Origin of the sequence: Coleofasciculus sp. A1-SPW-01 (assembly GCF_040217205.1) — a bacterium.
Classification (GTDB): Bacteria; Cyanobacteriota; Cyanobacteriia; order Cyanobacteriales; family Coleofasciculaceae; genus Coleofasciculus; species Coleofasciculus chthonoplastes_A.
Window position 1 is genome coordinate 1 of sequence record NZ_JAVJNP010000149.1, and the last position, 24,623, is coordinate 24,623.

Sequence of the window (24,623 nt, forward strand, 5' to 3'; positions counted from 1 at the left end):
GCATTTAAACCTTAATGTCAATAATGGCGAAAGCCTTGTAGTGCGTTTAGCGAAGCCATGCCGCAGGCTTTAGCGAAGCCATGCCGCAGGCTTTGCATCTTGCTCGCTACTAATACCCAATTTAAATGCATGACAGCTTAGACAACCCGATTAGTAGAGACGTTGCATGCAACGTCTCTACTAATCGGGTCGCCCTATTGTTTTAAACGCTACCAACCATAGGTTTTTCTGGCAAGGATTGACGTAAACGATCGCCATATAAGGCTAACGCATTCCCCGCCAACAGCAGTCCCAGATGTTCTCGGTCATAATCGGCAACGGTTGCAGCATCTTTGACACAGCCGTGCAGTACACCATCCCAATGACCATAATCCCCAGAGAAGCAGGTTAAATGCTTGCCAATTTCACCCATCGCCACAGGTAAATAGGCTGGACCTGGATCATCGGATTCAAAGGAGGTAAAGATTTGACCCCGTTCAAAATACTCGAAGGGATCACGGTGACGCAGGTCATAATGTTCATACAAACTAGCATCCTCAATCTTGCTCGGATCATGGGCTGCATTCCACAATAAATCAAACAGGTTTTTCGCCTGAGAGATAATATTGACATTATCCCGTCCACCTTTTTCCTGAATCATCAACTTGGTGAATTCCATTAAAGACGGGCGATAGGGATGTTTCGGGTCAAAGTCACGAATCCGCTTTTCCCAATGTTCGTGGAATGCATGGGCTAAATCCGGTAGCCAACCACAACCGCCTTCTAAGAAGCCAACGCGCAGGGTGGGGAATTGTTCAAACGCCCCATCAAATACCATCCGGGCTAATGCCAATTGTTGCTGGTTGCGCTGAACAAAAATGTGGTTGAGGACAAAGGTTTCTAAATGATCCGCGATTCCACCAACCATGTAGGAACCGGGTCCACCGTGAATCGCTAAGCCAATATCCAAGTCTACCGCCGCTTGTAAAATCGGACGGAAGTCAGGATGGCTAATTGCCTTACAGGTGCGAATTTCGGGGAATGCATCGGGGGCTTTGGGATGGGGAATCGGCATATTGGGCGCAACGGCGACGCTAATCATCCCCAGTTCGTTGACGCAGCGATGCATTTCCTTAACCGCTTCATCTACATCCTGAAGACAAATAACCCCAATGGGTTTGAGGCGATTATCGTAGCCCCGGCAATCATCTGCCATGTAATTGTTGTAGGCGCGGCAGAGTGCGATCGCAAAGTCTTTATCTAAAATACTGGAAAAGATGAGATTCAGTGTGCCAAAGATAACATGGACATCAATCCCCTCTTGATCCATGTGTTCAATCCGTACCCGATTGAACATCGCCCCTAACGTGGTATCGGGATGCAGATTCCGAAAACCACCCTTCCCTAACCCCTGAGGTTGGGGAAACATCCGCAAAAAGTCATTTTTCCCGGTTTCTGGATTGAAGTCTACAATCTTTGCCCGTTGGTCACCGAGACTATCAATCACTAAACCGACGCGCTCGCGATACTCTGGTTCTAGATAATCCCGCATAATCATCGGATTCTCTAGCTTATGAGCATCCGCATCGATCACTGGCAAGTCTTGATACATTCTCACTCCTCAACTTGTTGATGAAGGCGTGAAGTACCCCAACTTGCTTCGCTGAAGTTGGGGCTTCCAACTAGCAAGCAAGGACGGTCTTATTCGTCTTCGGGATTTCCCGTTTCATCCGCCGACGCCTCCAAAAGTTACCTTTTATTGGTCTTACTCAGCGTCCACAGGCAGCCGTCCGCCTTCCGCAGACAGTAATATTATTGTTAGCCCGCTTGGTTAGAGCGGTTTATGGTTAGAATTCTAACCGGATAATGGCTCGCCTGGGTAGAAGGCAAAAATGCCCAAGGGATTTGGTATTACCCATCTCCCCCATCTCCCAGACGTAGCATGCTACGTCTCTACACTATGCCCAATCACCCCTTCCTGGCGGGGCGCAAGCCAAACCAGTTCTCGAATGACCAAGACAGGGATGCCAGGATAGTGATACCGGGATACTTGCGAAACGCGGGTTCATTCTTCTCAAAGAACGCATGTCCCCCCAAAGCAAAGACTTGGGTAAGGATGACGCAAATCAAGGTCAACCGCCAATCATAGAATAGTAGGATAACGGCTGCGATCGCGAGTAGGTTGGTGAGGTGGTGCAGCCTCTGATTGATCGGATGCCGATGAGAGGCGATGAAATGGGCTTTGGCTTCTTGAAAGTTGTTCAATGACACTCTCCTACAATGACACTCAACTCAGTAAGCTTAAACCATTCTAATGGCTTGGTACAGCTAATTTAATGGATGAGAACCGTAGGGGCGCACCGACGTGCGCCCGTTTCCCGCAATGTGCGCCCGATTTAACCCTCCATCCCTACCTACTTATTCTTCATTTTTAATCGGAGCCGGAAGTAGAATCCCTTCCGAGCGCAACGTATCCATAAACATCTTCCGTAGAGTGCGCTGGATTTGAAGATGCTTTCCTGGTTTTGCCTTCGTCAATGTCTTTAGCAACAAGTTAGACTCTCCAAGACTTTCTACACCATCGATTTGTGTGGGTTCGAGGACATCGGGATCATTGGCGTTTAACTCCTGTCCGACTTCCTCAACAACTTGATAAACTTGGGCTAAGTTAGCATGATAAGGAATGCAAACTTCCACGACAGCAAAAATGTATTCTTTGGAGTAGTTAATCACTGAGCCAATCGCACCATTGCGAATAATCTGTAATTGACCATTAGGATGTCTGAGGCGGGTGGTTCTCAATTCAATTGCCTCCACCGTACCCTCGACAACTTTCTCTTCCACGTTCCCGGCTTCAATATAATCGCCCACTAAATAGTAGTGTTCAAACAGAATAAAGAAGCCACAAACCATATCGTTAACCAGTTCCTGGGCGCCAAACCCTACCGCTAGACCAATAATACCCGCACCGGCTAGGATGGGAGTTGGATCAATATCCAGAGTATACAGAATAGAAACCCCAACAGTGAAATAAATTGAGTATTGCAATATACTGCGAAACAGGGGAACTAGCGTTAAGCGTCTGCTTCGTTGCCTTTCGGTCAATTTTTTCTCTTTAAAGACTAATTCTTCAGCCAGTAAATAAACCACATCATAAAACACCCGACTCAAGAAAATCAGGGTAATAATTTTGATAACTCGCAGCCAAAAATCGGACAGGTTGGCGATGAATTCAATCTGTTGAGTTACCAGTGTAGCGATGCAGGCGTAGAGAACCAATTCCAAACACCGCTTAAAAAAGGGAATGAGGTGGCGTAGGGGATCGTAAAATCTTAATAAGTTATCCGGGTTGGAGTATCTGACGCTGAGAGCATCTAGGATATCCACGATCGCGGCTGCCGCTTTAATGATAAGTAATCCAACCGCGATGATTAAATAGATGCGTAGGGCGACAAAAAGATAGTCAGAAATTATGGCGGGTAAATTCAAAAACAGACTACAGCAACCGATTATCCACAGCCAACTTCCCCATTTTATTCTTTTATAAAGTTCGGTAAAAAAAGTATCAATACTTTCATCATCGGCGGTGCTGCTGTCTAGGTTTTTGGCGCGAGTGTTCGCTATATTCAGGCAATAGTTGATAAATTTTAGAGCGATTGCCGCTAAAATGACCGTACCAATACTTTGTGCAATGCCAACTGCCAGTTTTAGCCAAAATCCGGGTGGAATAAGCTTAATCAGGTCTAGTGTATATTTTTGTATGTCTTTACCTTGATAGATCAGGAAACCATTAACACCGAGAATCACAAGGCACAGCACAAAGCCAGTAAGTAGCAATAATCCGGTCATGTTCCGACGCAGGATTTTGACTCGTTGAGCGTTGATATTAAAGAGTGGATATTTAATCAATAGCTTGGATAAATTACCCACAAGCCAAATCAAGAATAAGAAAATAATTATTACGATGCTGACTTCAACAATAATTATTAAGGCATTCATGATCTCTACTAATTAAAACGTTAATCAAATAGTTTATCATTGTTTTTCGTTTCCTTACATTTGTGGCATTTAAACTTAACAAATATAGCTGTTTTTTTGCATGAATAAAATAATAGTTTTTAATTATTTCATGGATGCCCAATGGGGTGTGGGGTTTGGAGAATAGCAGCCAAGGAATAAAGGGTGTGACAAAGGCGGATTTGGTAGTTGCGCCCTTTTCGTTCACGTCCACTCTAGTGGGTCTAACTTATAATAATGTTTCAATTGCCGATAAAGTGCGGTATGTTTCCTCACCATTTGCTCAGGTTTTTCAAAGAACGTCTCTGTCGCTACAGCAAAAAATTCAGCCGGATCAGTCGCACCGTATGTATTCATCACTGTTTTTCTCCCGCGTTGAGCATCACGTTGTAATTGTTCATACTCTTGTGTAAATACCTGCGCCCACATCTGATAATCGGCTTTAGAGTCCAGCTTGGGTACACCGTTAATCATACCATCAGTTTGATCGAGCTGATGGGCAAATTCATGGAGAACCACATTATGTCCATCCTGCCAATTCTGGATATCATATTCGATTTGCTGCCAAGATAGGACAAGTTGATCTCGTGTCCAAGATTCCCCCAGTCTCACTTCATCTCTTTCTTCTACAATATAATCACTGATTCGCTTGGTTGGTTTGACTCGGTAGGCGCTAGGATAAACCAGAATTGAAACTAAATTGGGATAATAGTTCCCTCTATTATTCAGTAAAAGCAGACAAGCTTGAGCAGCAATCGTCAGTTTTATTTCTTCAGTAATCTGTAATCCTATACAGCCAATAAACTGTTTTTCAGCTAAAAAAACAGCCATGTAACCCTGGAGGTTTTGTTGTTGGGATTGAGGTAGACGGTAATAAAATGGCAAGATTTGCTCGATAAACATTTGCCAACGCCGAGGAAACGATTTATTTTGGATGCGGTTCCGTCGCCATTTAGTCAGAAGTGGACTTAATAGAACCCCAGCGCAAATCCCAACAATAATTACTAAAACAATAATAGCTTCAACCATATAATTTATTTTAAGTTGTAGCTTTCACCGGATGCCCGTCCCCCTTCCGTCACCCTATTAGATCCCCCTTCCATCCCCCTTAAAAAGGGGGAAACCAAAGGATGCTTCGCTTTTTTTGCACAGGGGGATAAAGAAGGGTGGGAGAGGGAAACAAGAAGTGAGGTTAATGGATTACTTATACTCCAGGAAATCATGGAGAATTTCATCGGGTTCATCCTCGATATCTTTCCAATCCTCAGATACCTCAGATGCGATCGCGGATTGTTGGGTTGGGATAGTATTAGCCTTTACCTGACTCAGCGCCGCGACTTGTTGGCTGAGGCGGTCTACTTTTTCGGCGAGGGTATCCAATTGTTCAACGGTAGCATAGCGTTTGGCTTCTTCGCCTAGCTGGAAAAATTGAGTCAAGATTTCCACAATTGCCAAGTCAAGGGAGTCAATTTTGTTTTTCTCTTGGTAGGTTATCAAAGATTGGTAGAGGGAATCGGAAATAGAAACACTGGGAAGCTTTTTGTTAGAATTCATAAGTTTTGCCCTTCAAACTAGAGTACAATGAGGTAATACAGCTAATTTACTCGTGAAAACTATCATTATATCGGGACTGGTGTTAGCCTTCGCGATCGCCTGTCATTCTCCCTCTCCCTCTGAGCCTAAAGCTTCCGTCAGTACAGCTCAAAGCAATACGGACAAATTAGCGTCGAACCTTAGCCAAACCACTTCTGGTTCTGAACCCTCAATTGTTGACGATAACCCAACCGTTGGTAGAGTCAAAAGTATGGTTAATGGTGACCTAATGTGTTACGTTACCCTGGTTGATGAAAATAATAGTGAACATGAAATCGGTGCAACATTTGAGATCTGTGCCAATTCTAACCTATTTCTAAATCAAAAAGTACGCCTTGTTTATGAGAGAATTCCCGTTAATGATTGCCAAAGTATTGAACCCTGTGGTAAGACCCGAATAGAGTCTCTGATTACCCAAATGGAGACGGTTAGAGACGGAAACTCACAAACATTAAGTAATGGTGAGTGGACAATCACGATTGGGAATCGAGAGTCTTGGTCAGGAGTGAATGGAACCGGAAATCTGAGCTATCGGGGATGTGATTCCCAAGGTAACTGTATTGATTTAACAGGCGGTAAAGTGACCTGTCGCGATGGACTCTGTACAATAGGATGGAGAAATGGGGATTATTTTTATGTAATTGAACAACCTATCGATAATCCAGATCGTCCTGAAACAGCAGAGAGTTCAACAATACTTATTGTCCGTAAAGGTTCTGAGATAATCCTAGAAACGACAGGATTCCAACTTGTCTCTCCTTAGCCTTTGCCTAATCAGCATTATCTCCATTACTCTTTAAATTCTGTACCTTTTAAACGTCCTTGCCTAACTTCAGCGTCCGAACTATCTGCATAAATACTCGTGGAAATCACGCGATTTGTGACCTCCTCTAAATAGGAACGCAGGAACGTAGGGTGGGTTAGGCGGGATTTAAATCGAAGCGATAATCATTTAATGGAGTATCCGCCGTAACCCACCGATGTTAACTGAGCGGTGTATTCTTTAATCAATATTTCAGATAATGACTCTTAATTTTATTGGGTTTACTGTGTTAAGCTGTCATGCATTTAAATTGGGCATGGGTAGCGAGCAAGATGCAAAGCCTGCGGCATGGCTTCGCTTAACGCACTACAGGGAAGGGATTTCGCGATTATTAACATTAAGGTTTAAATGCCGAACAGCTTAACCTAACCTACAACTACTAAAATCAAGGAATAGATGGCATAGTTAAATTGGGCGCACGTCAGTGCGCCCCTACCATTTTAATTCATTTATGCCGATTGTTGCACAGGTAAATCAGCCGTCTTCCAGGCACTCCAGGAACCGGGAATATTAATCACCTGGTCAAATCCATCCAGTCCTTCGGTGTTAATTTGTTCTAAAACTAATGCCATGATTCTTGCTCCGATTAAGCCTTAACTTGCTTTTGAATGCTGTGAAATATAGGTTTTGAAGAATTCTTTCATTGGAGGCGATTTCTCACAATCAAAACCCATGCTTTTGCCTTTTTCCATGGCTTGTTCTGCGGTCATTCCCTCACGAGTTGCCACATACATTAATGCCATCATCCCGGAACGTAACCCACTCTTGCAGTGAATTAGGGCTGGCTTGGGCAGTTCCTCGATCTGTTGCAGAACTTGGCTTGCCAGTTCCTCCGTTAGAGCGTCGGGTTTAACGGGGATATTGACATACTGCAATCCGGCGGCTTCGGCTTGCTGCTGTTCATCGCTAGCGAACCCCTCTTCGGAGGGCGATCGCAGATTTAATACCGATTTTACCCCCGCTTGAGCCGCTTGTTGCAGTTGTTCCGGCGTCACCTGATTGGTGGCTACGGTTAAGTTATCGTTAATCTTTTTGGCGTTTTCCATGAACGTCTAACTCCTTGTTAAAATGCCGATAGTCTAATTGAAGTGGGTATAAACAAACACATTGATTCAGGCTCGATATCCCCAAAGAACTTCTTGAGCGGACTTGCCGAGATTCCATCCTAGGTGTCCCCATTCAATGTCACATTAGACACACCAATTTATTCTGAGGTCGGCTATTTATAGTCCATTCATAGTCTTGGCTGAAAATTGGCACAATTCATCTAACCTGAGAAGGAGATTTATTTCTGTCTAACGATAGTTGTAATTTTGAGATTAGGCTATTTTATTAGACGCTTCGGCTGTGAGTTAACAGGCGACTTCAGCTAAACGTCACCTCGCTCATGATACTAGCAGAAATTATTGTCAATAGAGTGATCTATTTTTTTCTTGACGCGGAATTTAATGTAGAAATTATCTGAAAGTGTTAGCCTGAAAAGAGAGGGTGTTTGAATCAACGCCAAACCCAAACTTGAAGCATGGCGGATATGTTCATTTAAGCAATGACAATATAGAAACAGAACTTGTCAAATACCCTCTGAGCAGACTCAAGAGGACGAAAAAATGAATATCAACCTACCCAATAAAGCCGTTATTGGAGCAGTAGTGATTGCGGGTTCAACCCTGTTGGCACTGGGAACCAGTCCCTTGTGGGGCGAAAAAGCAACAGAGGCATCGACTCTACTATCGAATGGTAATGCTGGAATCACAGCGAACACCAATCAAGAGCTTGCCCAATCGCCTCCCGACACCCCTAGAGGTCGAGGACGCTGGGGACATGGACATGGACATGGACAGGGACAGGGACACCCAGGTCGAGGACGTTGGGGACATGGACGAGGGCGACAGGGACACCGAGGTTTGGGCAACCGAATGTATAACCCAGATAGCGTGGAAACCATCACGGGTGAAGTGATTAGCGTAAACCAATTCACCTCCAATCGCGGCAGGTCTCAGGGTATGCGTATGCAGATGAGAACGGGTAATGAAACCGTTTCTGTCCATTTAGGTCCAGCTTGGTATTGGCAAAACCAAGGGATGACCATTGAACCAAATGACCGAATTCAGATTCAAGGTTCCCGAGTCAATATGGCAGGAACCCCCGCCATAATTGCGGCTCAAGTCCAAAAAGGAAACCAAGTCCTGAGGTTAAGGAATGAAAATGGGGTTCCGGTTTGGAGTCGGAGACAATTGCCCCAGAATTAATGCCGAGTTGCATTAAGGAAAGTCGGGGCGGGTTTAGTCGCATCTGGGTAAACCAGAAGCGATAGTTGTCAAACCCGCCCCTAAATGGGCGCTATGATGTTCTGCGATTTGGCATCAGTGTTTGTGTTGATTCCTCAGAACTTTAGTGATTTTTTTCCACTTTTCCTTCTCGGCTAAGGAGGCTTTTTGGTCTTGTTTCCTGGCTAAATAGTGAAGTTCTTTTTGCAGTTTTTGATAATTCAGGAAACGCTGCTCATCAAGGGTGCCATTTTCCAAGGCTTGTTGCACAGCACAACCGGGTTCGTCTTGGTGTTTACAATTACGAAAACGACAGTGCTGGGCTAAGGTGTCGATATCGGTAAAGGTATCGGCTAAACTTTCCTCGTCTGCCCAGATCTGAAGTTCCCGCATCCCTGGAGTATCGATCAGCAAACCTCCTGAAGGCAGGGGAATCAATTGGCGATGGGTAGTGGTATGTCGCCCTTTACAATCGTCCGAACGGACTTCTCCAACCGCTTGCACGACTTGACCAATTAACTGGTTCACCAACGTCGATTTGCCGACGCCTGAGGAGCCGAGTAAAGCAACAGTTTGTCCGGGTTTTAGGTAAGGTGTTAAGGCTTCTAATCCCTGATTTTTGACTGCACTTAAAATAATCACAGGTACACCAAAAGCGATCGCTTCAACAGCCTCTCGCTTTTCAGCAATATCTTCGCCTAAATCCGCTTTATTGAGGACAATTACAGGATTCGCGCCGCTTTCCCACACCAGAAGCAGGTAGCGTTCAATGCGCCGCAGATTAAAATCCCCATCCAAACCAGAGACCAAAAATATCGTATCGATATTGGTGGCAATAATTTGGACTTCGGTTTTTGTGCCAACGGTTTTCCGCGAAAATTGACTTTTCCGGGGCAAAATGCTATGAATTATCGCCTGTTTACCTTCATTGGTGAGGCGAATCACCACCCAATCCCCTACAGCCGGAAAGTCCTGGCGTCCAGTTGCTTGGTAGCGCAGTTTGCCGATAATCTTTGCTGAGAGTTCGCCTTGTTCGGTGTAGAGACGATAAGTATTTTTGTACTCTAGGGCAATTCGACCAATGGTGTAGCTTTCTTGCCATTGGGGATTGAGGCTGTTGGCAAAAAATTCACTCCAGCCTAATGAGTCTAAATTCATTGATTTCCTCAGTGTCTGTTGCTTGATTTGAGCAAGGCGCACAGAGGACTTTTGACGTTCGTTAGCCTGAGAAACGACGCGATCGCGTCAAACCCTCTGTGGTTGCCTTGAGTTGTGTGATGGGGGTGAAAATGGTTACAAGCTCAGACATAGAGTTATCCTTCTGGGTATTTCCCGATTACAGATTTATGTATTATACTACAAAAGTCATAATGACTTAGTAACAGGTAGCTTAATTACAAACTCTGTTCCTTGAGGATGATGGGAATGACATTGAAGCTGCCCCCCGTGTTTATCTACAACAATCTGATAGCTAATCGACAATCCTAAACCCGTTCCTTGACCGACAGGTTTTGTCGTAAAGAACGGGTCGAATATTCGAGATTGAACCTCTGCCTTGATGCCAGCACCGTTGTCAGCAATACGAATAATTACCGAATTGGGTTCAACGAATTCTGTGTGAATCCAAATCATCGGTGAGGGGTGATGATTTATTGGGGATAGGTGATTGCTATTTCCTCTGTTGGCTGAAGGGAGTCCTGATAAATAGGCAGGATTATGAGCTTCGTCAAGGGCATCAATGGCATTGCTTAGAATATTCATAAACACTTGATTGAGTTGACCCGGATAACATTTGACTAACGGCAGTTGACCATAGTCTTTAACCAGTTGAATCGGAGGACGATTTCCCTGTTGGGTCAGTCGATGTTTTAAAATTAGCAGGGTGCTATCGATGCCTTGATGGAGATTCACCTGCTTGCACTCGGCTTCATCGAGTCGGGAAAAGTGACGTAAGGATTGGACAATTTCACTGATGCGACGAGCGCCTTCTTGCATTGAGGCGAGAAGTTTGGGGAAATCGGTGGCAATAAAGTCTAGGTCAATATAATCGATGTATTCGGCAATCTCAGCAACGGGTTCGGGATAGTGTTTGCCATAGAGTTGGACTAGGTGTAGCAAGTCTTGTGCATAGTTAGAGGCGGGAGCAATGTTGCCGTAGATGAAGCTAGTGGGGTTGTTGATTTCGTGTGCTACCCCGGCGACGAGTTGCCCCAAACTAACCATTTTTTCATTCTGTACCAGTTGGGCTTGGGTGCGTTGAAGTTCTTGCAAGGCTTGCTCGAGTTGCAAGGCTCTTTCTCGTTCTTGCTGAGTGATTAAGTGCAAGGCTTCTTGGGAACGTTTGCTCTCGGTGATGTCGGAAAATGAGGTGACAACGGCGTAGGGTTGGCTATCTTCGGGATTAAACAGAGGTTGAGAATTCATGCTAATCCAGGTGATATTATGTCTTTGTTCTTGGCATATTGGCTCCTTGTGTCGTAATTTCAGCCCTCCGCTTTTTGCCTTGTTTCCAGCAACAGGTGAGTCGTTCACTGGACAAGGTAGGAGTGATGCTTCAGGTGGGGAAATCCCCATAATTACTCTGACTTGGGGTTTTCCTGTGCGTAAGGTTACCATCGCGGGATGGTTTTGGCTGGGGAAGGGAGAGCCATCTTCCTGAATGATTTGTCCCCCCCAGTTCATCCCGATTTGTCCGAGTATCTGTTGAGCAGAACGTCCTAAAATGTTTTCGGCACTGACATTACAGGCAATAATCTGACCGTCAGCTTGCTGGAGTATAATTCCCTCAGACATGGCGGTGACGACGGAACGATATCGTTGTTCGCTGACTCGTAGTTCTTTTTCTATGCGTTGCCGCTCGATGAGTTCCGCCTGTACTTTAGAATATAGCTCCGATTGTTGGAGTGCGATCGCGACTTGGGTGGCTAATTGCTGTAATAGCTCAATTTCGTAGGATTGCCAGTGCCGTTGACTACGACAGTGATGGACGATTAATAATCCCCAGAGTTTTTCACCTAAAATAATTGGCACGACTAAGTTGGCGATAACTTGGAAGGGTTCAAGTAACTGGAGATGACAAGGCTGTAAACCTGCGGTATAAATATTAGCGATCGCACTAACTCGACCTTGCTGATAGAGTTGAGCGTAGTCTTTGCCAAAACAGGGGTCATCTAGGGTGGTGTTGAGAACGGCTGTCCAGGGTTCCCCCACTGACTCGACGACAATCTGCCCACTCCAGTCTGGATTGAAGCGGTAAATCAACACTCGGTCTGTTTCTAGGAACTGTCGCACCTCGGTGACGGTGGTGTCGAGAATTTCATCCAAGTCTAAGGATTTGTGAATTCGTAAGGCAATTGCCCCGAATAACCGTTCCCGTTGTTGCGCTGCGACGCGATCGCTGATATCTAGTAGAGTACCGAATAGTTTATGCACCTGACCCTGGGCATTGAAAATTGGTTCTCCTTGGGCGAAAAGATGGCGGATAAACCCATCAGGGCGCAGGATACGAAATTCTAGTTGGCAGGATTTCCCCCGAACAAGCTGGTGAACTGTTTTTTTCCAAGCCTTTCTATCATTGGCATGAATCGTTTGTCGATGTTCTGAGAGGGTGAGTGTGGGTTGTCCTGGAGAGAGTCCATAAATGCGGAAGGTTTCATCCGACCAAGTAATGTCTTGGGTGGCTAAATCGAATTCCCAGCTTCCCACATGGGCAACGCTTTGAGCTTGAGCAAGATGGGTTTTTTCCTGCCAGAGTTCCGCTTGGGCTTTTTGACGTTCCTTAATTTCGGCTTCGAGTTGGGCGGTGCTGGGGATTGTCAGGGCTTGGGGAAGTAGTCGGACGAGTTCTGCTGCGGTTACTACGGAAATCAGGGCAGTCACGGCTTTTATCCAACCGGATAACCAGTAATTCGGATGCCACAGCGTCCAGATTTCCATAATATGGGTCGTACCACAGGCAATGATGAACCCACTAAATAACCAGAAAATCCAGTTAAATGGGACATCGCTTCTCTTGGTGACAAAATAAGTTAGCGTTAGGGGAATAGAGTAATATGCCAATGCGGTGAGAAAGTCAGAGATTAGGTGTAACCCCACTAATCCCGGCTTCCAGAGGTAGCAATGTCCGTGGGGAATGAAAAATTCTGCCAATACCATGGTGGTTATAAAAAATTCTTAAGAAAGATTATTAAAATGGTAGATTCAATGATTATGCTGTTATTTATACTCTACTCTTTCTTTATCTGGCAAACGGGACAAATCATTACTGTTCCCTGTGACACACCGAGCGTGTTACCGAGCGAAGTCGAGGTAAGTCGAGGTGTTCCCTGTTCCCTGTTCCCTATTCCCATACTTATTCAGCCAGCCCTACTTCTTAAACGGCAAATGATAAAGGAAAAAATAACCGCAGATAAGCTGACAAAATAGCTTCTCCCCAAAAAACCGTCAATCCTGCACCTAATGCCAAAAATGGTCCAAAGGGCATTGGTTGTCGCCGATTTAGCCAACCCATTGCCATAGCACCACCGCCAGCGAATGCGCCGACTGCACAGGCTAAAAACCCAGCTAATAGTAAATACTTCCATCCTAACCAAGCCCCCATCATGGCGGCTAATTTGGCATCTCCTCCGCCCATGGCGGTTTGCCCAAAGACGATAGAACCGACTAGGGTGATGATGTCAAATAACCAAATTCCCAACACTGCACCGCTTATTCCGGTCATGAGTTGAGCCGATATATCGGAAAGTTGAGCTGTTTGGAAAAAAGCGAATGCGCCTTGAAAGACTATACCCACAACTAATCCCGACTGGGTGAGTGAATTGGGGAGTGTCATGGTATCGAGATCAATTAAGGATAGGGCTAATAACCAGCTTAAAAATGCCCAATAGCCAAAGGTTTCTATGCTTAAGCTATAGTGTATAAAAACTAATAAAAATAAGCATCCGGTGATGGCTTCGACTAGGGGATAACGCCAAGAGATGCGACTACGACAATGACGACAGCGCCCTTTTAACCATAACCAACCGAGGATGGGGATGTTCTCTCGTTTGCCGAGTTTGTGTAAGCAATGCGGACAACGGGAGGGGGGGAAAAGAATGGATAATTTGGCGGGTAGGCGATAAACAACAACGTTGAGAAAGCTGCCGATAGATGCGCCGAGGGCAAATACGATTAAAGCGGTGATGATGATAATTAAAGTATCCATGTTGAATCACGTTGTAGGTTGGGTGGAGGAACGACACCCAACAAGTTTGAGGTTAGGCATTGTTCACTAGCCTTAAGTTGGTACGATTTAACTTATAATATTTTTTGGCTAGACTTTGAGGGAATGGGGGCAAAGGATTAGGGCGCTAAAGCGCAACTACAAACGCAACTACAAACAAACTATTCTACTCTCCATAACCAGGATTTGGAGTGGGGTTCTTCGGTTAATTGATGATTGGTTTTAATTCCTTGTTTCAAGGTTTCAGTGGGTCGATAGACAAAGATGGGGGAAAATGTATCTGGAATTTGGGGAATTCCAGGGGGGAGAACCATCTGGAGATGAACGTCTGGATTCAGGGAATGACTGAGAGAAAACATAATTCCCGGAATTTTATCACTAACCACTAGGGGACGTTCCGCTCGATTAATAATCTCAGCCACTTGGGGATTATATCGACTTTTACTATGACTTTTGTGCCACCACACCGGAAATTGGGCGCTGACGATACAGGAGATAATACCACAAAACAAGAGTGCGATCGCGCCGTATTGCCAGCGCTTCAAATGCTTTGTCTTGCCGTTGATTGCCGTAGTTTTGGCGGTGATTAAATAAGCGACTGCTATCTGAATTCCTAAATAACTGGGAATGGCGTATCGGGTAATACTAGAACGACGCCCCCCTAAAATGACATCGGGTCCAATCAGCGCCATTCCGGTAACACCAATTAAGGTGATAATAAACACCCAAGCGTTGAGGGGGGCTTTGCGGTAAAGGTAGTATAATGCATAGCCTGCTAATAACGCACTCAGATAATGCAGTGGACTAAATGGGCTGGTTCCTTGATTCACATCAAAGAAGATTCGACTCAGATTTAATCCCCAAAATAAGGGTAAAAATCCTTCTCGATTCAAGTTAACCGAGGCGGTATTGTCTACGAATTTGGAAAAATGGCTAATCACAATCCCTAGCCAAGGTAAAAATAGGAGTAGCCCGAATAGAGACGATACTAAATACTTCGTTAGTTTGCGACTCCAGCGAAATCCTTCAGTGACTAAAACATAAATACCATGTCCAATAGACACGAAGGCGGAAAAGGGATGAGTATAAAGTCCCAGCGCCACAGTTATTCCGTAAATCCCCCAACTTGGTAAGCTTTTTAATCGCATGGCTCGCAATAATGCCACACTTGATAATAGAATGGTCACTGTCCACAAACTATATTCTCGTGCTTCTTGGGCGTACAAGACATGGAACGGGGAAATCGCTAGAATAGCAACACCAACCCAACTTACTGTCGATAATCCGAACAGTTCCCAACATAACCAGTACATACAAGGAAATGCCAGAAAACTGATTAACACGGATAAGAAGCGAATGGTGACAACTGAATGACCAAAGCGTTGCAACCAGAACCGTGCCATTAGATAATAGAGGGGCGAATGTTCGGGATTCCCGGCTAAGGCGTTAATCGTGTCATTGAGATCTTTTTCTGGCGTGGGATACTGATATCGCTCTAAGAACGTTGCAACTGGAATCACTTCACCGTCGAACGCCTGCTGGATGACTTCGGTTTGGGTATACCCAGAGATTCGCATCGAGGTCATTGTCTCATCGTACCAGTAAACCTTGCGATCGAGGTTATAGACGCGGAAAACTATCCCTAGTACGATTACGGCAATCAGTAAATTGCGCCATCCGGTTGGACTTAACGGTAATTTTTTTAACATCATTCATTAATCTCACCCACGCGCCTTATTATAAGATTAATCAGGTGTGCCGTTTTCATCCAAGTCTGAAATCATTTCCTTATACCCTAACCTTAATTGGCATAATTCATTTATTCAAATAAAAATTTTATCAGATATTTGATAACACTGATTTCGCTAAGTAAGGAGAATAGGTAGTGGTAGGGACTTGGCAGGTTATTCCCACTGATTTCTTCCCACTGATTTCACAGAGGTGTTAGCTCTCCATGGGACTAAGGATGAAAAGATGATTGCCCCCGGATAAAAAATGATTAGCTTGTGGGAGGACTATTTCCTCGTCTGTGTCAATCTGTGTACTTCACTATTTGTTGTTCTATCTGTGCTATTGCGTCTGTGTAATCTGTGTTTTTGTCAAGTCTTGGTTATGATTTTTATCGTAAGTTTAAAAAAATACATGCGTCCAAGGGAACATTGGCAGTGAGGCGAAAACTAGAAATTATACAAAGTTTTACGAGAATTCAAAAGTTTTAGCTTGGTCTAGATGATTGAAACTTACAAAATACCCACAATAAATACTATACCTGAAAACCGCACAATTGTCTCACAATCGCCGTAACCCTTGAAAATTCGTAGATTATTCGGGAAAAGGGGTCAAAAACAAGCTATTATAACGTTTTGTTGAGACAATACTCTGATTGGAAAATTCAAACCTTTTAGGGAGGAAGGAATAGTTTAAATTATCAAAACTTGACAAGTTGAGCCAAAACGATATCGAGTTAAGCTACAGATATAGCACTACGCATTAGGGTTAGGACAAATTAAGAAAAATGGAAATTGAACGCTTTAAACTTTCAAAATCAGCCAAAGACCAACTAACCAAACTCAAACGCTATACTAAAATTGATCAGTGGAATATTCTTTGCCGTTGGGCGTTTTGCCGTTCCCTGGCGGAACCGACTCAACCTTCACCTGTCCCGATTCCGGCTGACTCGAATGTGGAAATGACGTGGCGGGTGTTTGGTGGCGAATTGGCTGATATTTTGTTAATGGCGCTGAAACAACGCTGTCATAATGATGGTTTAGGGTGTGATAAGGATACTCTGACTACTCAGTTTCGCCTTCATCTCCATCGGGGGATTGGGTATTTAGCGGGTGATCCCACGATTAAGACAATTGAAGATTTTATTGAAATTGCGAATAGGCATTGACACTCCCCGCCCATAGCTAGGCTATGGACGAGGATACCTTCTTCTCTGGCTCACCGTTAGACGACAGGATTGCTCCAACCGCCCAAGAGGGTAAGTCTCCCCAAGCGTAATTTCCGACATGCCTACAATAAGCTTGACATTGGGTTTCAAGAGCTGTTTGACAATACCTAAATCTTGATTAGATGGAGCGGAGCGGCAAAATATTTAACCGGGTCAGAAGCCACCCCTTTTTGATGAGCGACATAAAAATGATAAAGTCCTCGATAAATCATCTATAAAGAGATACGGTCAAAAGGTAAAGAAAGTTCAATGGACTTAAACCGACTCACCCGGATTGTTCAGAATTTACCAGACTTTGCCAATGTACGCGATCGCAGACGCTTAGTTGCAGGGGCTTTAGAACGTTTACCCCAAGTTGCGTGATGGCTGGGATTACTGGAAGCAGAGCGCGATCGCTAAAATAAAGGTAACTTTCAATTATCCCTGTACTCTATGACTCGTCAGGAACTGGAACATCAGCTTCTTCGCCTATCCCCTGCTGACAAAGCAGACATCATTCAGAGTCTGACCAAAACTCTGAGAACGGGCGGCAAAGGAATCAGCAAAACTCCAGGTATTTGTGGTGGAGAAGCCTGTATTGCCGGAACCCGAATTGCCGTTTGGTTATTAGTTGAAGCCCAACAGCTTGGCATCAGTGAAGCCCAACTTCTACAAGACTATCCTCATATCAGTGCGGCTGATCTGGTCAATGCTTGGGCGTATGCAGATGCTCATCCCGAAGAAATTGCAGCAGTGATTCGTGCCAATAATGAGGTTGTTTAGCCAATGGCACGTTTGTATGCTGATGAGCAGTTTCCACGGGACGTTAGTGAACAGCTTCGGACAATGGGACATGATGTCTTGACTGTGCAGGAAGCGGGAAATGCTAACCTAGGAATTCCTGATGAAGAGGTATTAGCATTTGCTGTCAGCAATAATCGGATAGTTATCACCCTCAATCGCCAGGATTTTATCCGATTACACAGAATCAATCCTGAGCATTCAGGGATTATTGTTTGTACAAATGATCTGAATCGACCTCGAATGGCAACTCGTATCAACGAAGCGATCGCGGCAGAAGAATCCTTGGCAGGTAAATTAATTCGTGTGATACGCCCTAGCCGTTAAAACCTAAACGAAAAGATAGATTGCATGATAAAATCGGACATTAAAATTGATGTAATTATTATGCTCAAAAGATTTGTCATACTTTGGCAGTCTTTTTGTTAGGACTTATGCCAAGCCTCTATGTGTAGGGTGTGTTAGCGTAGCGTAACGCACCTTTGCCACGATATGTGGTGTAGCAGAAGTTCTGTTTGCCCTCAATAGTAGGCAAATGCGGAGAGGCGATCGCGTGGCAATCATTCAGTATTCAGGCGAACACCTGACGAAAATCTCGATAAGGATAGTTAGGCAATGGTAATAAGTAACGATAGCATTGAAAAATTATTGCCTCTACTCAGACCCTATTTACAGGATGAGAATGAGCGTCGAGCCTATTTGATCAGGGCGTTAGGCATGGATACACCTGTTTTGAATCGCCTGGTTTTAAATACACCTGTGGATTCTTTCATCACAAACATGGTGACGGAACTGGTACGTTTAGGAAAAATATCCACTGGTAAACTAGCACTTTGCGCCTTGTTGGAAGTAATTCGTAAAGATATGGGTTTAGACAACCAGGCAAAAGTAGATACACTACTTCAACAACTGCGAAATGAGTTAACTACAGAAACCTCGATACCAACGATGCCATCTCCTAAACGTGATCAAGTCTTTATTAGCTATAGTCATAAAGATAAAGTCTGGCTGAAAGAACTCCAGACTATGCTTAAACCGCTAATCCGGAGTAACAAAATCTCACTTTGGGATGATACCCAAATCAAACCCGGAGCCAAATGGAGAAACGAAATTACCCAAGCTCTCGCCGCCGCGAAAGTTGCTGTATTAATGGTAAGCTCAAACTTCCTGGCATCTGACTTTATTGCTGAACAAGAACTTCCCCCTCTCCTCAACGCCGCAGAACAAGAAGGACTAACCATTCTTTGGGTCTATTTGAGTGCTTGCTTGTACGAAGAGTCAGAAATTGGAGAGTATCAAGCCGCTCATGATACGGCTGAACCCCTGGATACTCTTCCACCTGGAGCGCAAAATCAGGTATGGCGGACAATTGGTCAAGCCATCAAAGCTGCTGCAACGGAAACATCGGCAAACCCTTAGATTGCCCACTGTTGTATTCTGACACCGCGTCAGTGGGTCTAAATCAGGTGTCTGCTTATGCACAAAATAGGAATAACAATCAATTTATTGTAGAAGTTCAAACCCAACAAAACGTCCTCCCGATGCCAACGCCGCCTCATTTACTGTTTGATTTGCTGCTAATAATGGATTTTAAGCAGCAGGTGCGGTTGGTGAAAGAAGTCATGACATCATATCAAATTGCGGCTTTCTTGGTTCACGGTGAACCGTACTGCGGACAACAACTTTTGGTGACTCGATTATTCCGGTTGAAACCACAGTGGAAGACAATATCGCCGATTAAAATTGATGTGAGTCATAACGGTGTCGGGAGGAGTATTCGTCATCTGTGGCGACAAGTCGCGGCTTGGTTTGGGTTGCCAAAAGAGGCTGAACCGAAAGAGATTATAGATCGAGTGTGCGATCGCGTTTCCACTCAAGATGTTATTTTTATTTTCTATAAGGTGGATTATATGCCGCCTAATGTCCTAGTGGCGTGGCTTCAGGAGTTCTGGGAACCTTTGGTAAAACGGATTGAGCCAGAGTCTTGTCCGACTCCAGAGGCAACCCATCTGTTAATGTTTTTGGTAGACAATAGCGGTAGTATTTGTCAGTCAACGATTCAATTAGCACAGGAATGGGAGCAACCCGAATATCCTCGGATTCCTTTGCACTTGCCACCCGTGAGTCCATTTCCGCCAGATATTTTAGAGGATTGGCTAGATATGGTGACGGGATTTAGGGATATACAGATACCTGCTGGGTTAACCGCTCAACTCTTATTAGAGAAGTCGGAAGACGGGATTCCTGAATTTATCTATGAGGAAATTTGTTGCCATTGCGGTCATGATTGGGAGGGAGAATTGGCAAAATGGTTAATTTAGCAGATGCACTGGCGGCTAGTGGGAAACCATTCTATCAGGGTAAACTCATTTCACCTCAAGAGTGTCAAGAGAATGGACTCACGCCTTATTTACCCTCACCGGAACTGATTAATGCGGTTAATCTGGCTATCTTTCTGGAAAAACGCCCCCTGTTACTCAAGGGTGAACCCGGATGTGGTAAAACTCGCTTGGCGCAGGCGGTGGCTTACGAGTTAGGTTTACCCTATGAGCCTTGGTATATTAAGTCTACCAGTCGGGCAAGGGATGGACTCTACACCTACGACGCCGTAAGACGATTACATGATGCTCAATTGGTGCGGATGGGGGAAAAGAGTCAATCGAAGGTTGATGATTTAGACAATTATATTGAAATGGGAGCGCTGGGACGTGCGTTTGCTAATCCCCAGCGCACGGTGGTATTAATTGATGAAATTGATAAGGCGGATATTGACTTCCCTAACGATTTGTTACGAGAGCTTGACGAGCAGCAATTCACGATTGAGGAAACGGGAAGGGAAGTTCAGGCAAATTTCCCTCCGATTGTGTTTGTGACAAGCAACGATGAAAAGGATTTACCCGATGCCTTTCTGCGCCGTTGTCTGTTTTATTACATTGAATTTCCTAATTCACAATTAACCGAGATTGTCAAGGCTCACTTTCCGGAATCCTCGCCGGAGTTAGTCGAGGGAGCAGTGCAGCGTTTTAGGGAACTGCGGCAGACAATGGAGAAAGGGAAGTCAGGGAAAAAGGTGAGTACCAGTGAGTTACTGGATTGGTTTGCCGTGCTGCGTCAATTTCCTCAAGATGAGGTGTTGCAGCAGCTTGAGGGAGAATTGCCGTTCCCGGAAGTGTTGCTGAAGAAATGGGAGGATCATCTACGTTATTTAGGACAATAGTTCGGAGACGTTCCACGGTCACGTCTCGACACATTCATGGTGTTGTAACCGTTTTGGCGGTTATTATACCTCTGAACTCGGAACTTGGAGTTCTGAACTCGGAACGTGGAGTTCGGAACTCGGAACGTGGAGTTCTGAAGACGAAACGTGGAGTTCTGAAGACGAAACGTGGACTTCTGAACACGAAACTTGGACTTCAGAACACGAAACGTGGACTTCAGAACACGAAACGTGGAGTTCAGAACTCGGAACGTGGAGTTCAGAACACGAAACTTGGACTTCTGAACAGGAACCGTTAACCATGAACCCCAATCAGTTACCACTGCTGACTATTTTTAACAGCCTGCGACAGCGCCATGGGTTACCATTAGGGGTGGATGAGTATTTAGTTGTCTTGCGATCGCTTCAGGCTGGCTTTGGTATCGGTACTTGTGAGGAACTAGAGCAGCTTTGCTGTCTACTCTGGGCAAAGTCTGAGGAAGAGAGTCGCCTAATTCGACGGCTATTTGAGCAAATGTGGCGGTATTCCCCAGATACTTCTGATCAACCTAAACCCTCATCTCCATCACCAGAGTCAGAAAAATCCCCGGCTGAAATACCCGAATCTGAACCCTTACCGGAATTAGAACCCCAGCCCAATTTGACCCCAGAACCCGTACAAGCGGTGCAAGCGGTGCGGAGTAGTCGGCGGGATAGGGATTTGAGACGCCCTCGCTATAGCCTACTGACTGAATATTTCCCGGTGACTCGCAGACAGATGAAGCAATGCTGGCGTTATCTGCGTCGCCCAGTGCGGGAAGGAATCCCCACAGAATTAGATGTGGAAGCAACGGTGGCAAAAGTGGGACGTGAGGGTATTTTACTCGAACCTGTGCTGATACCTCCCCGTAAAAATCGGGCGGATTTGGTGTTAATGATTGACCAGGATGGCTCAATGGTACCCTTTCACCAGCTATCACGGCAGTTAGTCGAAACAGCACAGCGAGGTGGACGGTTGAGACAGACCCGTGTATTTTATTTTCATGACTATCCTGATCAGTACCTATATCGTCATCCCGCGATGTTGAATGCTCAACCCATGTCTGAGGTATTGGAAAAGATTGGAGAACGGGCGGTTGTACTGATTATCAGCGATGCAGGCGCCGCACGCGGGAATTTTGACCTAGAACGGATTGCAAGCACGAAAGTATGGATTGAGCAGGTACAGCAGTCAGTACGGTATTGCGCTTGGCTGAACCCAATGCCAAATCAATGGTGGCAAAATACCACGGCTGGGGAAATTGCCCGTTTATTACCCATGTTTGAAATGAGTCGTCAGGGAATGAACGCGGCGATTGGTGTATTGCGGGGTCGATATATTGCTTGGGAGAGGATGTACTCATGGCTGCTGTAACATCTAATCCTAACCAAGCCCGTGCTAGGCGAGTTGCAGTTAAACGGGTTGAAGGGTTTGCCAAGCAATTTGGCGAAGCCCATCGAAACTTGGCGCGTCACGCCGCATTTCCCCTCTCACTCACCCCTGATTTGCTCTATCAAATTTGGGCTAACTTTGTCCCGGAAGCGCCTTGGGAAGCTGTAGCTCATCTGCTGCTGTCGCGCCTGTGTCGGCAGGTGGGCTATGAGATGTATGAAATGGATATTGCGGATCGAAATCTGTTATTGAGGGAATTAAAAGAGCAGTTTGGGCAAGAAAGATTAGACGAATTGGCAGAGTTTTTGCTGGATTATGTGGCGCAGCGATTGACTGATGATGATCCAGATACTCAGAGTTTAGCTGAGGCTCAGGAGTGGACAGCGTTGGCGTATACAAAGCCGAACGAACTAGCGCGTGAATTAGCAGAAGCTTTGAGTACCAGGGTGAAACAAGAGGATATGACAGAGGTATTTCGCCTTGCTTCGTTGGTAGAAATGTTTGCACAACCATTACAAGAAGCAGGCTTTAAGCCGTTACTTGTCTACGCCAATAGAGCTAGGAATTTAATTCATGGTGATCCGAAAAAAACAAAAAATAAACTCAGTCAAATTCAAGAGCATAAGCTGCAAGAAGAGGCGAACACAATTAGCTCACAGCAACGGGAAAAGACAAAAATTATGGTTATAGATGATGACCGAGATAACCTAGATTTGCTATATCGAACTTTCCGTCGTGAATTTCAAGTTTTTAAGGCTGAAAGTGGAATTACAGCGTTAAAAATTCTGGAGCAGGAAGGAGAAATGGCTGTAGTTGTTACCGACCAAAGAATGCCTCTAATGAATGGAACAGAAGTTTTATGCCGGATCAGAGAATTTTTTCCAGATACAGTGCGAATTATCTTAACAGGTTTTATGGACATTGAAGACATAATAGATGCAACTAATTTTGCTCATATTTTCAAGTATATTACTAAACCTTGGAATCCTGAAGAAATCAGAAATATTATTCAGCAAGCCGTTAATATTTATCAAAGTCGAAAGCAACTAAAAAATCACTTGTCAGTAATTCAGTCTGACCAATTACATGAAGTTGGAAATACTATCGATACCAGTTTACAGCCAAGTTTCAAACCTAGACTCATGGTTGTAGACGATGATTTGGAAAACCTCAATTTACTAGAGCGACTTTTTTGTCGTGATTTTCAAACTTTTCAATTAAATGATGCTTTATCTGCCTTAGATATTTTAGATAAAGAAGAAGAGATGGCTGTAATTATTACTGATCAGCGAATGCCAATAATGAGAGGAACAGAATTTTTGGGTCGGATCAGAGAAATTTTTCCAGATACAGTGCGAATTATCTTATCAGGTTACACAGAACCTGAAGACTTAGTAGAAGCAATTAATTTGGCTCATGTTTTTAAATATATCACTAAACCTTATGAATCCAAGCATTTGAAAAAAGTAGTACAAGAAGCTGTTCATATTTATCGAACTAACAAGCAAATAACCAAGTCATTGGCTAAATGATATAATTGAGACAAACTTCAGGAGAAACTAATGAAAGCCATTGAACTAACAGGAACCCTGGATGAAACCGGTCAATTATCACTCGATCATCCCATTGAAAATGTTGCCCCTAGTCGCGTGCGAATTATTGTACTGTTTCCCGATGTTACTGAAGAAGTCGAAACCGATCCTGATGATACTCCCCTTGAAGAAGTGAAAGCAAGTCTCAGGAGAGCTTTACAGGAAGCAAAAGCAGGACAACGCATACCCCTTTCTGAGATGTGGGAAGGAATCGATGTCGAATGAAACGCCTTTAGTCAAAATTGATTTAACACCAGAGTACAAACGAAATCTGCGGAAATTGTCAAAAAAATATCGACAGATACGCTCGGATGTTCAGCCAATTATTGAACAACTCCAAGGGGGTAACTTTATTGGCGATCGCATTCCCGGAATGGGTGAAGAATATGTTATCTTAAAGTTAAAAATTAAAAATAGCAACATCCAAAAAGGAAAAAGCGCAGGTTATAGACTGAATCTATCAAGTTGAGTCACTGACTGTCCCTACGATAGGTGATATTTGTGCCTAAATCCTGTGACATAGTTAATATGTGTATTCCAATCATTTACAGTTGTCAAGGTGCGTTACGCTACCCTACCCTTCGGGAACGCTTCGCGAACGGGAACGCTGCGCGAACGCTAACACACCCTACTGGCGTGGCACACCTTATTTGATGAATTAGAATTGGTTCGTAGTGAGGGAACCTCAGCCCTCTCCAGCTAAGCGTTATAGCACTAAAGTGCTTACTACAAACAAAACCCTATTTTAGCTGTGCCACGACACTACG

The 24,623-nt window shown here is 44.5% G+C and carries 23 protein-coding genes and 3 pseudogenes; 12 read left to right on the forward strand and 14 right to left on the reverse strand.

Annotated features, from left to right (window positions below):
- Window positions 1-202: 202 nt before the first annotated feature.
- From RH949_RS22835 to RH949_RS22855, 5 genes are all read right to left on the reverse strand, one after another.
- A complete protein-coding gene (locus RH949_RS22835; protein ID WP_446356358.1) occupies window positions 203-1,591 on the reverse strand; it encodes an amidohydrolase family protein in 1,389 nt (462 codons plus the stop codon).
- A 356-nt stretch (window positions 1,592-1,947) separates the two neighbouring features.
- Complete coding sequence (locus tag RH949_RS22840; RefSeq protein ID WP_044207192.1) at window positions 1,948-2,244, reverse strand: Mpo1-like protein; 297 nt, start codon at window positions 2,242-2,244, stop codon at window positions 1,948-1,950.
- Window positions 2,245-2,397: 153 nt separating this feature from the next.
- On the reverse strand, window positions 2,398-3,978 hold the full coding sequence (locus RH949_RS22845) for a mechanosensitive ion channel family protein (protein ID WP_006101122.1): 1,581 nt from the start codon (window positions 3,976-3,978) through the stop codon (window positions 2,398-2,400).
- Between the two features lie 222 nt (window positions 3,979-4,200).
- On the reverse strand, window positions 4,201-5,025 hold the full coding sequence (locus tag RH949_RS22850; protein ID WP_006101085.1) for a M90 family metallopeptidase: 825 nt from the start codon (window positions 5,023-5,025) through the stop codon (window positions 4,201-4,203).
- Window positions 5,026-5,196: 171 nt separating this feature from the next.
- Window positions 5,197-5,550 carry a hypothetical protein gene (locus tag RH949_RS22855; RefSeq protein ID WP_446356361.1) on the reverse strand — a complete coding sequence of 118 codons (354 nt, stop codon included), beginning with the start codon at window positions 5,548-5,550 and terminating at the stop codon, window positions 5,197-5,199.
- A 52-nt stretch (window positions 5,551-5,602) separates the two neighbouring features.
- Between RH949_RS22855 and RH949_RS22860 the strand changes: the two genes are divergently transcribed.
- The gene (locus RH949_RS22860; protein WP_446356363.1) at window positions 5,603-6,352 is read left to right on the forward strand and encodes a hypothetical protein; all 750 of its coding nucleotides are present in this window, start codon (window positions 5,603-5,605) and stop codon (window positions 6,350-6,352) included.
- A gap of 509 nt (window positions 6,353-6,861) precedes the next feature.
- Here the strand turns inward: RH949_RS22860 and RH949_RS22865 are convergent.
- Both RH949_RS22865 and RH949_RS22870 read right to left on the reverse strand, forming a co-directional pair.
- Window positions 6,862-6,984 (reverse strand): hypothetical protein, encoded by a 123-nt coding sequence (locus RH949_RS22865; protein ID WP_006101095.1) that lies wholly within the window; start codon window positions 6,982-6,984, stop codon window positions 6,862-6,864.
- Window positions 6,985-7,005: 21 nt separating this feature from the next.
- Window positions 7,006-7,458 (reverse strand): beta-lactamase hydrolase domain-containing protein, encoded by a 453-nt coding sequence (locus tag RH949_RS22870; RefSeq protein WP_446356366.1) that lies wholly within the window; start codon window positions 7,456-7,458, stop codon window positions 7,006-7,008.
- A gap of 561 nt (window positions 7,459-8,019) precedes the next feature.
- Here RH949_RS22870 and RH949_RS22875 point away from each other — a divergent pair.
- The gene (locus RH949_RS22875; RefSeq protein ID WP_446356368.1) at window positions 8,020-8,661 is read left to right on the forward strand and encodes a hypothetical protein; all 642 of its coding nucleotides are present in this window, start codon (window positions 8,020-8,022) and stop codon (window positions 8,659-8,661) included.
- 114 nt (window positions 8,662-8,775) lie between these two features.
- Here the strand turns inward: RH949_RS22875 and rsgA are convergent, their stop codons facing one another.
- From rsgA to RH949_RS22895, 4 genes are all read right to left on the reverse strand, one after another.
- The gene (gene rsgA, locus RH949_RS22880; protein WP_446356370.1) at window positions 8,776-9,837 is read right to left on the reverse strand and encodes a ribosome small subunit-dependent GTPase A; all 1,062 of its coding nucleotides are present in this window, start codon (window positions 9,835-9,837) and stop codon (window positions 8,776-8,778) included.
- A gap of 207 nt (window positions 9,838-10,044) precedes the next feature.
- On the reverse strand, window positions 10,045-12,834 hold the full coding sequence (locus RH949_RS22885; protein WP_446356372.1) for a GAF domain-containing sensor histidine kinase: 2,790 nt from the start codon (window positions 12,832-12,834) through the stop codon (window positions 10,045-10,047).
- 217 nt (window positions 12,835-13,051) lie between these two features.
- Window positions 13,052-13,882, reverse strand: coding sequence for a prepilin peptidase (locus RH949_RS22890; RefSeq protein ID WP_446356374.1), 831 nt, complete (start codon window positions 13,880-13,882; stop codon window positions 13,052-13,054).
- Window positions 13,883-14,061: 179 nt separating this feature from the next.
- Complete coding sequence (locus tag RH949_RS22895) at window positions 14,062-15,612, reverse strand: glycosyltransferase family 39 protein (protein ID WP_446356376.1); 1,551 nt, start codon at window positions 15,610-15,612, stop codon at window positions 14,062-14,064.
- An 803-nt stretch (window positions 15,613-16,415) separates the two neighbouring features.
- Between RH949_RS22895 and dndE the strand changes: the two genes are divergently transcribed.
- Window positions 16,416-16,796, forward strand: coding sequence for a DNA sulfur modification protein DndE (gene dndE / locus RH949_RS22900; RefSeq protein WP_006101033.1), 381 nt, complete (start codon window positions 16,416-16,418; stop codon window positions 16,794-16,796).
- Between the two features lie 16 nt (window positions 16,797-16,812).
- Here dndE and RH949_RS22905 read toward each other — a convergent pair.
- Both RH949_RS22905 and RH949_RS22910 read right to left on the reverse strand, forming a co-directional pair.
- Window positions 16,813-16,917, reverse strand: a pseudogene (locus RH949_RS22905) (RNA-guided endonuclease InsQ/TnpB family protein); the annotation flags it as partial.
- A 2-nt stretch (window positions 16,918-16,919) separates the two neighbouring features.
- Window positions 16,920-17,104: pseudogene (locus RH949_RS22910) on the reverse strand (IS4 family transposase); the annotation flags it as partial.
- A gap of 184 nt (window positions 17,105-17,288) precedes the next feature.
- On the opposite strand from RH949_RS22910, the gene RH949_RS22915 reads away from it, so the two are divergent.
- The 5 genes from RH949_RS22915 (at window position 17,289) to RH949_RS22935 (ending at window position 20,853) form a co-directional block, all read left to right on the forward strand.
- Entirely contained in the window at window positions 17,289-17,618 is a 330-nt protein-coding gene (locus RH949_RS22915; protein ID WP_446356379.1) for a DUF433 domain-containing protein, read from the forward strand.
- A 3-nt stretch (window positions 17,619-17,621) separates the two neighbouring features.
- Complete coding sequence (locus RH949_RS22920) at window positions 17,622-17,963, forward strand: DUF5615 family PIN-like protein (protein ID WP_006101057.1); 342 nt, start codon at window positions 17,622-17,624, stop codon at window positions 17,961-17,963.
- 288 nt (window positions 17,964-18,251) lie between these two features.
- Window positions 18,252-19,055 (forward strand): TIR domain-containing protein, encoded by an 804-nt coding sequence (locus RH949_RS22925; protein WP_446356384.1) that lies wholly within the window; start codon window positions 18,252-18,254, stop codon window positions 19,053-19,055.
- Entirely contained in the window at window positions 18,995-19,957 is a 963-nt protein-coding gene (locus RH949_RS22930) for an XRE family transcriptional regulator (RefSeq protein WP_446356386.1), read from the forward strand. The genes RH949_RS22925 and RH949_RS22930 overlap by 61 nt, the downstream gene beginning before the upstream one ends.
- The gene (locus RH949_RS22935) at window positions 19,945-20,853 is read left to right on the forward strand and encodes an AAA family ATPase (protein ID WP_446356388.1); all 909 of its coding nucleotides are present in this window, start codon (window positions 19,945-19,947) and stop codon (window positions 20,851-20,853) included. Before RH949_RS22930 ends, RH949_RS22935 begins: the two co-directional genes overlap by 13 nt.
- 63 nt (window positions 20,854-20,916) lie before the next feature.
- Here RH949_RS22935 and RH949_RS22940 read toward each other — a convergent pair whose 3' ends face one another.
- The gene (locus RH949_RS22940) at window positions 20,917-21,156 is read right to left on the reverse strand and encodes a hypothetical protein (RefSeq protein WP_446356390.1); all 240 of its coding nucleotides are present in this window, start codon (window positions 21,154-21,156) and stop codon (window positions 20,917-20,919) included.
- Here RH949_RS22940 and RH949_RS22945 point away from each other — a divergent pair.
- The 4 genes and pseudogenes from RH949_RS22945 to RH949_RS22960 all read left to right on the forward strand — a co-directional run.
- Complete coding sequence (locus RH949_RS22945) at window positions 21,155-22,246, forward strand: VWA domain-containing protein (protein WP_446356392.1); 1,092 nt, start codon at window positions 21,155-21,157, stop codon at window positions 22,244-22,246. The two genes, RH949_RS22940 and RH949_RS22945, sit on opposite strands and share 2 nt — an antisense overlap.
- On the forward strand, window positions 22,234-23,796 hold the full coding sequence (locus RH949_RS22950; RefSeq protein ID WP_446356394.1) for a response regulator: 1,563 nt from the start codon (window positions 22,234-22,236) through the stop codon (window positions 23,794-23,796). Before RH949_RS22945 ends, RH949_RS22950 begins: the two co-directional genes overlap by 13 nt.
- Before the next feature lie 30 nt (window positions 23,797-23,826).
- Complete coding sequence (locus tag RH949_RS22955) at window positions 23,827-24,081, forward strand: type II toxin-antitoxin system RelN family antitoxin (protein WP_446356396.1); 255 nt, start codon at window positions 23,827-23,829, stop codon at window positions 24,079-24,081.
- Window positions 24,071-24,329 (forward strand): annotated as a pseudogene (locus RH949_RS22960) (type II toxin-antitoxin system RelE/ParE family toxin); the annotation flags it as partial. The gene RH949_RS22955 and the pseudogene RH949_RS22960, both read left to right, overlap by 11 nt.
- Window positions 24,330-24,623 lie beyond the last annotated feature (294 nt).